Origin of the sequence: Litoribrevibacter euphylliae (assembly GCF_042646085.1) — a bacterium.
Taxonomy (GTDB): Bacteria; Pseudomonadota; Gammaproteobacteria; order Pseudomonadales; family Litoribrevibacteraceae; genus Litoribrevibacter; species Litoribrevibacter euphylliae.
Window position 1 is genome coordinate 873861 of record NZ_JBHRSZ010000007.1, and the last position, 9087, is coordinate 882947.

8 protein-coding genes are annotated in these 9087 nt (G+C 42.0%); all 8 read left to right on the top strand.

Annotated elements, in window-relative coordinates; genetic code table 11:
- Positions 1-55: 55 nt before the first annotated feature.
- Positions 56-334: a YbeD family protein gene (locus ACFOEK_RS19085; RefSeq protein WP_386723068.1), complete on the top strand. Its 279-nt coding sequence runs from the start codon at positions 56-58 to the stop codon at positions 332-334.
- Positions 334-987 carry a lipoyl(octanoyl) transferase LipB gene (lipB, locus tag ACFOEK_RS19090; RefSeq protein WP_386723069.1) on the top strand — a complete coding sequence of 218 codons (654 nt, stop codon included), beginning with the start codon at positions 334-336 and terminating at the stop codon, positions 985-987. The genes ACFOEK_RS19085 and lipB overlap by 1 nt, the downstream gene beginning before the upstream one ends.
- A gap of 4 nt (positions 988-991) precedes the next feature.
- Positions 992-1978, top strand: a complete 987-nt coding sequence (gene lipA / locus ACFOEK_RS19095) for a lipoyl synthase (RefSeq protein ID WP_386723070.1) — start codon at positions 992-994, stop codon at positions 1976-1978.
- A 283-nt stretch (positions 1979-2261) separates the two neighbouring features.
- Positions 2262-3143 carry a hypothetical protein gene (locus ACFOEK_RS19100; RefSeq protein ID WP_386723071.1) on the top strand — a complete coding sequence of 294 codons (882 nt, stop codon included), beginning with the start codon at positions 2262-2264 and terminating at the stop codon, positions 3141-3143.
- Between the two features lie 18 nt (positions 3144-3161).
- Positions 3162-4376 (top strand): hypothetical protein, encoded by a 1215-nt coding sequence (locus tag ACFOEK_RS19105; RefSeq protein WP_386723072.1) that lies wholly within the window; start codon positions 3162-3164, stop codon positions 4374-4376.
- Positions 4377-4386: 10 nt separating this feature from the next.
- Positions 4387-5031 carry a DUF6160 family protein gene (locus ACFOEK_RS19110; protein WP_386723073.1) on the top strand — a complete coding sequence of 215 codons (645 nt, stop codon included), beginning with the start codon at positions 4387-4389 and terminating at the stop codon, positions 5029-5031.
- Positions 5032-5043: 12 nt separating this feature from the next.
- Positions 5044-7533, top strand: a complete 2490-nt coding sequence (locus tag ACFOEK_RS19115) for a DUF6160 family protein (protein WP_386723074.1) — start codon at positions 5044-5046, stop codon at positions 7531-7533.
- A gap of 165 nt (positions 7534-7698) precedes the next feature.
- Positions 7699-8985 carry a hypothetical protein gene (locus ACFOEK_RS19120; RefSeq protein ID WP_386723075.1) on the top strand — a complete coding sequence of 429 codons (1287 nt, stop codon included), beginning with the start codon at positions 7699-7701 and terminating at the stop codon, positions 8983-8985.
- Positions 8986-9087: the final 102 nt, after the last annotated feature.

Below are 9087 nucleotides of genomic sequence, written 5' to 3' on the forward strand. Positions count from 1 at the left end.
TCATGAATATGTCTCCTTGTAAATCTATTAGAAGAGAGGCGTAAAGGTAGTCGTAATGCAGAATCAAGAGCCGCCAAAAATTGAATTTCCATGCCCTGGATACCCTATCAAAGTGTTGGGCGAAAACGCTGATGACTTTGAGTCTTTTGTTATCGACACACTTAAAAATTTAATGCCGGAGGATGATATTGATCTTCTGGGGTTGAAGTCTTCTGCGAGCCGTAATGGTCGCTTCTTATCGGTTACAGTGAAAATCGTTGCTCAAAGTGAAGGGCACTTATCTGATATTCATCAGACTTTTATGAGCAGTACTCGTGTGAGAATGGTGCTTTAATGACATCGCTTGTTGTGCGACAACTCGAAGGCCTACAGGAATATCAAAAAGTATGTGATGCGATGCATCAGTTCACCGACGCTCGAAGTGATGAAACTGCGGATGAATTGTGGTTTCTTGAGCATGAGCCGGTCTTTACTCAAGGGCAAGCAGGAAAGGCGGAGCATCTGTTAGCGACGGGTGATATTCCTGTTGTCCAGACGGATCGAGGTGGGCAGGTGACTTATCATGGTCCGGGGCAATTAGTTGTATATTGCCTTCTTGATTTATCAAGAAGAGGGGTAGGTCCGAGGCGGTTGGTGACTGATATCGAGCAGGCCATCGTTTCTCTATTATCTCAGTACGACCTTGATGCTTATCCTAAGCAAGATGCACCAGGGGTGTACGTCAATGAGCAGAAGATCGCGTCTCTTGGTCTTCGTATCCGAAAAGGTAAGTCTTTTCATGGATTGGCGTTGAATTTGGATATGGATTTATCGCCCTTTCTTAGAATTAATCCTTGCGGCTATGCAGGAATGCAAATGACGCAACTCAAAGATTATCATGACAGTATTGATTTTGATGAGGTGCTAGAGAAGCTTCGGCATTGTTTGCAGTCGCAACTCGGGTACTCAACCGTTGAAATGAAAACTGGATTACCTCCAAAGGTTTAAAAATATGGCAGAGCAGTCTCAAGAAGTAAAAGCAAGAAACAATAGGCCAAAGGTAGTTCAGGGAGAAAAGCTAAGGGGCGCGGATAAAACCTCTCGCATTCCGGTGAAAGTAATCCCTACCGATAAAATGCCTCGTAAGCCGGACTGGATTAGAGTTCGGGTACCGGCCTCTCCTGAAATTAGTAAAATTAAGCAGAAGCTAAGAGATCATAAGTTACACTCCGTTTGTGAAGAGGCGTCTTGCCCGAATCTGGGAGAGTGCTTTAGTCATGGCACAGCGACTTTTATGATTATGGGGGACATCTGCACTCGCCGTTGTCCTTTTTGTGATGTGGCCCACGGCCGACCAAATCCTCTCGATGAAAATGAGCCTACGCACTTAGCAGAAGCTATCGCAGATATGGGATTACGGTATGTGGTAATCACGTCGGTAGATAGAGATGATTTACGAGATGGTGGCGCAGGGCATTTCGTAGCCTGTATTGACGAAACACGTAAACGTTCTCCGAACATTGAAATTGAAGTGTTGGTACCTGATTTTCGAGGTCGAATGGATGTGGCGTTGGATATCTTGGAACAGTCGCCTCCTGACGTGTTTAACCATAATCTCGAAACTGTACCTAGGTTATATAAGCAATCGCGCCCGGGGTCTGATTATCAATGGTCATTGGATTTGTTGAAGCAATATAAAGCGCGCAGACCTGATATTTTAACCAAATCTGGTTTAATGCTTGGTTTGGGTGAAAGCTTTGAGGAGATTGTTGAGGTTATGAAAGATCTCCGTGCTCATGATGTGGATATGATTACTTTGGGGCAGTATCTCCAGCCAAGTAAGGATCATTTGCCTGTGGATCGTTTTGTTGAGCCTTCGGAGTTTGAAGAGCTTGGGCGTATTGCGGAAGAGCTTGGCTTCCAGCGAGTGGCCAGTGGTCCTTTGGTTCGTTCTTCTTATCATGCCGATAAGCAAGCCAAAGGTGAAAAAGTCTCTTAATTTCTGAAGTTTTCCTTCCTTTGTTTTCCTCCGACAAAATTGAGATCTGATAGACAATTTTGTCGGGTTCTCTTATCTGTGGACGCCTATTATCAATAATTTTGCCAAAATGGGGCAAGGTTCACACATATCTTCAAGGCTTAAGTCTACACTTTGTTCCAAATGTAGAATTCTGTGGTCAATCTTGCGGAAAAGTGTTTTTGCTATAAAATGACAATGATGTCGCATTAACACAATAAAAATAAATATTACGTAGCGAATTCAAACCATGCATAAAGTCAAAGTGGCGAGACTAACAGTCGCTGGGTTATCTGTACTTCTGATAAACCTGTTTTCTTTGTCTGCTCAGGCGGATTTAGTTCCTGTGACAGATGAGGATTTAGCGTCTTACTCTGGTCAGGCAATAATAGCTATTGATGATTATGAAGTTGTTCAGGCTGACTCTTCTACCAATGAGTTTCTCAGAGTGACATTGGGGTCGACCATAGAAACCAATGCAACTATCGATAAAGTTCAGCTTGGCACTTATGATCGTGCTGGATACAGTGCAACTTCAGATATAGATATTGATAATTTAAGCTTAGGGTATATTGATCCTGATACCTACGAATATGTTCCTTTTGTGATAACTGACCCATATATGGAATTCGCGTTCTCTGATAATGTTGGGGTTCGCGAAGTAGTCGGTATGCGTATCGGTGCGGGTAGTGCTTCAGGGGCATTGACGGCCAATATTAATAGCTTAACGGGGAATTTCGAATTGATGATTGATCATGACGGAGATCCTGATACTGCGGCAGTAGCAGCTCAATTGCTCGATTCTACTGGAACGGCTACTAATATCCGTGCCACTCACCTTGGTGAAGCCGGTGATTGTTCTTCTAACTGTATTTCACTAAATAACCTTGCGACACTTAACATAAATGATTCGGCGACGGCAGGCGACATGTTCCTGTCGTATCAAAACATTGATATAGGTTGGGCGAAAACGCTTAATGATGGATCTATTGATGTAAATAGTTTAATTGAGACAACTCAAGGTGCGTTTTTTAATCTACCCACCGGCATGACATCAACAACGGATGCCCTTGTTGGCGTGCCAGGAGTAGGTGGAAATATCGAATCAACTCGATACACAGATGCAGCTTTGGGATTGTTTCCTTAAACCATAGGAATAATAAAAATGAAAAGACCTGTGGCGTTACTAGTATGTTCATTGTTTAGTGGTGTGGTTGCTGCTGAACTCTCTCCTATGTCTGACGATGCCATGTCAAAGGTGGATGGTGAAGGCTTAGGTATCGTTCTGGAAGACTATTCTTTTCATGCTGGCTCAGAAGTGGATGCTAGTAATGGGGCCGCTGTTTTCGAAATTACAGGTATCAAAACGTCTGATGGACGGCAGGTAACTGTTAAGGCCGATAATTTCTTCATTGGTGGTAAAGGCAGTGCTGAGTTCGTGGATAACGGTGATGGCACATCGTCGTTTGTTGTGAATCCGACAACGGTTAATGTAGGTCGTTTAAATAACCCTGTTGAGATTAGTCAGCGAGATGGTGATGACATTGATGTCCGTGCTCCTAACAAGGGGGTGCTTGAAATTGCTATGCCTGATTTGGTTGCTATTGATGGTGATCCTGTATGGACAGGTCATACAATGGATCCTTGTTTAAAAGCTGGGGCTGCTGAGTGCGCTAAGTTTGATAGTCGTGAGGCTGTTGATGGTGGCTATCGAGGTGAGCGGATTGATTTTGGTTTGGAAATTAATGCTGAGTTTGAAGGTTCTCCTGACTCTGATACGCCGTTGACCTTGTATGTAAAAGAGGCTGTATTTGATGGTAGTTATATCCGTTTATGGGGGGATGAAACTGCAACAGGCTCAGAAAGTGAATCGGATCAACGTAATCTGACGTTGGCTAATATCCGTTTGAATATGTATACCCCGGATGTGTTGATTGCTAGTTGTGGGGTAGATGGTAATACTTGTGGTGATGCGGTCCATATTAAGCATCTGGCAATGGATCTTATTATCGGTGTTGGTGAGATTCAGCCTGCAATGTTAAGTGTTACTTCTGATGGTAATTTGCAGCTGGAAGTTGAGGCTTTACCTGCGCCTACAGCTGCGGGTCAGCCAACGCGTATTAGTACTATCTTAAATGACCAGTCGGATGCTGCTGATTGGGCAGCAACAGAGAAAGATTTCTACGATAATTATTACAACGACACTATTCCTGGTGTAAAAACAAAAAGTAACTTCTATATCGGTGATCCAACAATATCAAATCCTACCTTTGAAACTGCTGGCGGCCTGAAAGTTGGAGATACTTATTTAGGAACCTCGAAGATCGAAGGGTTGCAAATTCAATACATGAAGATGACCACCCATGATATTGGTGGTTAGGGGCGATGACATGAAAATAATAAGAAGAGTCTTGCCGGTCGTTATAGCATTGAGCTCATTTAATGTTTCAGCGGAATTGACTGCAATAGATGATGCAGAGCTTTCTGATACAGTTGCTCAGGGCGGCCTTTACCTCTCGGGTGAGTTTAGTCTCAATGAAGAAGGCGGCCCTATCAATGATGCTACTTATACAACGTGTGAGAGTGTTTCAGATGATCAGCGTTGTGGTGCTCGCTTTTCCTATAAAATGGGAGGCAATCCAGAAAATGGATGGTACGTCATTGATGATTGGAAGGGTGAAGTTTCTTTCGAAGGGCTGACGTTGCGTACTCGTAAAATTGATGGCAATCGACGAGATGTTACTGGTCAGCTTGTGGATAATTCTGGACAGCCTGTCGATGAAACGAATGCAGTTGCCTTAGGTGTTAATGACGGTTTTGGTGGTGATGGCGCGTCTTTCAATAAAGAAGTGCTGGAAATTGGTTTGCCTACTTCTATGAGATTCAAGGATTACCAGTATACCGTTGGCTTTTCTTCGCACGCCTCTCCTAATGATTCAGTTAACTTTCAGCAAACCAATATCTATGGGGTTAAAATTAATGGTCAGGTAAATATGTCTGGCAATATGTTGATTTTCCCTACGGCGGATAAATAAGGAGGAGCTTTTATGAATACGTTAAAGCCTTTGTATTTTTCCGTTGCTCTTGCATCTGTTCCTTCTCTGGCATTGGCTGAGCTTCAGTTGATGGATGAAGGCAGTCTTTCTGATGTGACGGGTCAGGCGGGTATTACGGTTGAAATAGAATCCAAGGTCAGTATTGGTAGTTTGAGTTATATTGACGATGGAAATCCATTGTCTCTAGAAGAAATTGAAATACATAATTCAAGAGACAGTTCAAAAGGCGCTAAATCTTACATTATGATCGATGCTGTTGATGGAGCGGGCGGTCCTGATCAGTTGCATGTGAGGTCTATTACAGAGGAAGCGAGGCTTCAAGTAGGAGAGATAAGAGTCAACTCCGCAAATACAGCACCTAATAGTTTTGGATTGATAGCTCTTGACTATGATATGGAAAATTATTTCCAGATGACAGGTGGCGGGCTTTTGAATGCTGATAAAGGTATGACGATTTTTAACTATAATAGTCGTATCTTTGGATTGCAGAGAGATGCTGATGGCAATGTTCAGTTAGATGGTAATGGTAACCCTATTACGAAAGGGGCTGAATTCTTCTATCGTGATAATGGAAATGACCTTATGGTCTCTTTTGATTACGAGCATTGGGGGACTAATTGGACTTTGGATGTTGTTGATGATCCGTATAAAGCAGGAAAAGAGGCATTATTAATCACCTTTCCAGATCATCACTTTAATTTAACTGTTGATCAAATTAAGTTTGATACCAATAACTTTGCATCGGATCCAAGTGCTTCGACTATGGAAGGAAACCCAAATGTTGGGATGATTACTGCTTCAGCAGATGTGAGTGGGGAGTTGTATATCAGTGCTGGTGGTAAGGACCCTGAGCAAGGCTTAACGTTTAATTATGACAGAACTTTATCAAATGGTGATTTTCGCTATATTGATACCGATAATGGTGGCAAACAGTATGAGGTTGCTTTAACTGGTGTGACTCATCAGTCTCAGGTTACGAATCTTACATTTGATGTTATAGATGATAGTGTGTGGCTGCAAACAGAGCGTTCCCAAGGAGCTATCGATATTGAAAATATCTTTATTGGTACCAAATATAATTCTGGTAATGATGTTGGTAAGTTAAGTTTGGGCTCTGTTCACGTTGATTATTTATTTGAAGATCAAATTGTTGATGGTACTACCTATACCAACTCATTACAGTTGACGCCTAAAGGAAATCAATATGGCGGTGATCAAGGGATAACAATTAACACTAACTGGAGTTTAGCGAATGCAGATATTGGATACACTGATAATGGTAATACAGTCTGGGTATCAGGTATTAAAAGCTATGGTTCTGGTGCGGTAATTGTTGATCTTATTGATGCGAGCTATTTATATACGAATAATGTAGTGGATCCGTCTGAGGATCCGTTCTTTGATGGTTTGCGTATTGGTTTTGAGGATGTTGTAGGTCACTACAGTATTGATGGCTTCAGAGTTGGAGATGATAAGAACAGTGCGGAACTTCAAGGTGGTACTGAGCTTTTATTGCCCTTAAAAATTTTCCAGGAGGCTGATTTTACTTTAAATGGTCATATGACTGTATTACCTGGTGGTGCTGATAATGATGGTCTTACGTTTAATGGTGATATCCATTTGACCGATAGTACGTTTGGTATTTCTGTTGATCAGGATCGTTCAGGTCTGTGGCTAGATGATGTTACTTACGATATTTATATGCGAGATGCCAAACTGGATGTAAATAAGGATGGGCTGGTTCTAAATCGGGGTTGGTTTGCATCAACGATGGATGTAGGAAATGTTCGCTTTGGGGACAAGGATAGCGGCGATTCTTTAGGGCGTATTGTCTTGTCCCGTTTGGAGCATGATTCAACCTTGAGTATCAGTTCCGGTGGTGCCGGTACTGTCTGTATTGGTGGTACTGGTACAACACAAGCCATTTGTGAGCAGGAAGATCCTATCACTAAAGAGCCTGGTGGCCGTTGGGAGGATCGTGGTGATCAGGGTGTAACAGTAACCATTAATAGTAAATTTGTTGATAAAGATTCTCTGAATGCGGATGAATTGGCGATTGTTAACGGTATGGATCCAAATGCAGATACCAAGTTAGGATGGTATCGTTCTGATGGTAAAGTAGGGATTGAAGCTGTTGGGATTTCAACGGATGAAGATGGCCTTACTGTGCAGCTTGGACTAGATGTTGCAGAAACGGTTGTAAAAGACGTAGATACAACGGACGGTTTGTTGAAACGAGTGTTACTTGATCCTACAGGGCATGAAGAGCTTGTGGCTGATGCCGACTTAGAGGCTAAATTAACATCAGGATATACAAACCCTGTTGGATTCGCGGTTGATACAAAAGTGGAGTTCAAGCAACTGAATATAGATCGTATCAATATGAATCATCATGTGGGGGGGGCTCAGCCAATCTTTTATGGTGCTCAGTTTGAAAACGTAAGTCTTCGGGCAAATATAACGGCAACGCCTATTCGGTAAGTTGTTTTAGTTTCTGTAAGCCAGCTAAAAAGCTGGCTTTTTTGTTTTTAAATGCTTGTTTAATAAGTGTTATAACCGGTCAAATTGCTGTCTTATCCAAACAATTATTAATTGAGTGATTGCTCTATAGTTAGTCCTAATAATAAAAATAATATGGATGTGACTATGAATTTTGCTCCCTTACTAACATTCCCGTTATTGTTTTTGGTTCAGTTTTCACAGGCTCAGATGGTAGCCATTGAAGACGAGGCTTTATCTGAATATACAGGTCAGGCTTTTATTACTATCGATGAGCCAGATCCTATCGTTCAAGATACAACTACATATAAATACACGCGTATTAATTTAGGCATGGATATCGAAACCATCTTAACTCAGGATGAAGTGAAGTTAGGTGTTTATGATGATCCACGAGATATTACAGGTACGGGTGTGGATATCCATATGACTGACTTGGGGTTGGGAACTTACTTTAATCCGCATGATTACTTTCAGGTGGATAGTAATGGTGACATTGTCTACGGATCAGATGGCTTGCCTAAGCCAGATTCAAGTAGGTTTCCAATAAATCCTAAAACCGGACAGCAATTTACTGCGGCGGATGCAGGTGCACCTATGCCGTTTCAGATAAAGGATCCATATGTCGAGTTTGCCTTTAAGGAAGAAAATGGTGTTCAAAGCCTAGCGGGAATGAGAGTAGGCTATGGTGGAGCGAAAGGTGTAATGACATCGAATATGTTATCAATGACAGGTAATCAGGATGTCATTATTTCAGATACAGCAAAGGCGTTGGGTACCCAGAATCCTGAGGGGTTCTTTGGGTTTTTGCTTAAGTATGTTTCTCCTTTGTTATTAGGGGATAGTACATTGGCGACTCGAGCTGTATTGCAGCAAGGGCCTAATGATCCTAATCCTGGTCAGAAGTTGGATTATCGTGCAACCCATATTGGGGTTGAAGATGGCTACAAATTCGTAACGAAAGCTCAGGATGTAGGTGTATTTAATTGGTTTCTTCTAAAAACTTCTATGGATTTATTTGCTCCTCCTGAAACTGGAGCTGAAACTGTTTGTACAACACGAAACTCTCTTGGAAGTTGTACTGGTGGTGACATTAATCTCTATACAAATGGTTGTGAGTTGGTTGGAATGGATACATGTTTCCCCTTAACAAAATATCAAAGTATTGATGTAGGTAATGGTGATTTTGCTAGAGGAATGTTTTTAGGTATCCAGGCTGAAGATGTGCCTTGGAGAACAGATGTCTTTGTGTCTGATAATATTACTGATCCAACAGTGCCAGGTGAATATGTTGAAGGTGTAATGACTGCTGCTCAGGGGTTTTATATGAATATCCCTACTGGAGGGATTCAGCTTGACCTGAAAGAAGCGACAACCTATGGGTTGCCTAGGCACAGTACGCGATATACCGATGCAAGCTTGGGGTTGTTCTAAATTAATATCGTGTGCGCATTATAAAAAAGACGAGCATGCTCGTCTTTTTGCGTTTTAGGAGCGTGCCTTTTGTTGGGATTGTCTTTTTCAGTGCGTGATTTC

Coding starts and splice junctions, on each gene's coding strand:
- lipA (WP_386723070.1), top strand. CDS start 992: ATGGCAGAGCAGTCTCAAGAAGTAAAAGCAAGAAACAATAGGCCAAAG.
- ACFOEK_RS19105 (WP_386723072.1), top strand. CDS start 3,162: ATGAAAAGACCTGTGGCGTTACTAGTATGTTCATTGTTTAGTGGTGTG.
- ACFOEK_RS19085 (WP_386723068.1), top strand. CDS start 56: ATGCAGAATCAAGAGCCGCCAAAAATTGAATTTCCATGCCCTGGATAC.
- lipB (WP_386723069.1), top strand. CDS start 334: ATGACATCGCTTGTTGTGCGACAACTCGAAGGCCTACAGGAATATCAA.
- ACFOEK_RS19115 (WP_386723074.1), top strand. CDS start 5,044: ATGAATACGTTAAAGCCTTTGTATTTTTCCGTTGCTCTTGCATCTGTT.
- ACFOEK_RS19110 (WP_386723073.1), top strand. CDS start 4,387: ATGAAAATAATAAGAAGAGTCTTGCCGGTCGTTATAGCATTGAGCTCA.
- ACFOEK_RS19120 (WP_386723075.1), top strand. CDS start 7,699: ATGAATTTTGCTCCCTTACTAACATTCCCGTTATTGTTTTTGGTTCAG.